This window comes from Streptacidiphilus sp. BW17 (assembly GCF_041262485.1).
GTDB lineage: Bacteria > Actinomycetota > Actinomycetes > Streptomycetales > Streptomycetaceae > Streptacidiphilus.
In genome coordinates this window covers 1-1,144 of sequence record NZ_JBGCCR010000089.1, presented here as the reverse complement: position 1 = coordinate 1,144, position 1,144 = coordinate 1, and the positions used below count along the sequence as shown (strand labels likewise).

Sequence of the window (1,144 nt, the reverse complement as noted above, 5' to 3'; positions counted from 1 at the left end):
CAGCTCGACCCCTACGGCGAGGCGCCCAAGCGCACGCTGCGCCTGCCCGAGGGCGTCGACGACATGGAGCGCTACGCCGACTACGTCGAGAACGCGATCGCGGACCTGGACGACTACGTGCTGGTCGGCGACTCGTTCGGCGCGAACATCGCGCTCGCCCTCGCCGTCCGCCGCCCGCAGGGCCTGCGCGCCCTGGTCCTGTCCGGCGGATTCGCGGCCAACCCGGTCGACTCGAAGCCGCTGAAGGCACTGGCGCAGGTGATGGGCAAGACCCGCGGCCCGTTCTACCGGCAGCTGACACTGCGCGCCCACGCCAACCGCCTCGCCTCCCCGTTCGACGGCGAGGGCCAGGTGCCCTGGACCGAGGCACGCAGCCGCAAACTGTTCCTCACCAACACCCCGGCCGCCTCCTACGGGGCCCGCGTGTCAGCGGCCTTCACGGCCGACTACGTCGACGCGCTCGGCAAGATCCAGGTCCCGACCCTGATCCTGACCCCCTCCCACGACGTGCTGATCGGAGAGAACGCCTCCAAGACCATGCTCGCGGGCATCCCCGACGCCCGGGAGGTCGTCCTGCCGCGCACCGGCCACATGTTCCGCTTCTCCCACCCGGCCACCTACGCCACCGCGGTCAAGGACTTCCTCGCCGCCGCCCTGCCGACCACCCGACAGGACGCCGATGCGTAAGGCCGAACACCTGCGGTTCGCGATCCTGGCAGCCCAACGCGAAGGCAACCGGCTGCTGACCCAGGCCCTCAAACCCCACGGCATCACCCCGTCACAGGCCGAGGTGCTGCGCCTGCTCCAGCAGCACGGCACCCTGAGCCTCAACGGCCTCGGACAGCTCCTGGTCTGCGAGAGCGGCACCAACCCCAGCCGACTGGTCGAACGCACCGTCGCGGCAGGGCTGGTCGAGCGCCGCACCGACGCCGAAGACCGCCGCTACCTCCAACTCAGCCTCACCCCCCAGGGAGAACGCCTGGCCACCACCGTCGCCGGGATCGAACAGGACATGTACACCCTGCTCGACGCCGTCTCCGAGGGCCTGGAGACCGACGCGGTCCTCGAATTCCTGCACAAGCTCATCGACACCCTGCCCGCAGGCGAGGCCCTCAACAAACGCCTCAACCTCGACTGACTCCAC

General features: G+C 70.1%; 2 protein-coding genes. Both read left to right on the top strand.

Annotation, left to right across the window (positions count from 1 at the left end; translation table 11 throughout):
• Positions 1–687, top strand: a 687-nt coding sequence (locus ABH940_RS36980) for an alpha/beta fold hydrolase (protein ID WP_370107298.1), incomplete at its 5' end; no start/stop codon positions are given.
• Positions 680–1,138, top strand: coding sequence for a MarR family winged helix-turn-helix transcriptional regulator (locus ABH940_RS36975; RefSeq protein ID WP_370062241.1), 459 nt, complete (start codon positions 680–682; stop codon positions 1,136–1,138). The genes ABH940_RS36980 and ABH940_RS36975, both read left to right, overlap by 8 nt.
• Positions 1,139–1,144: the final 6 nt, after the last annotated feature.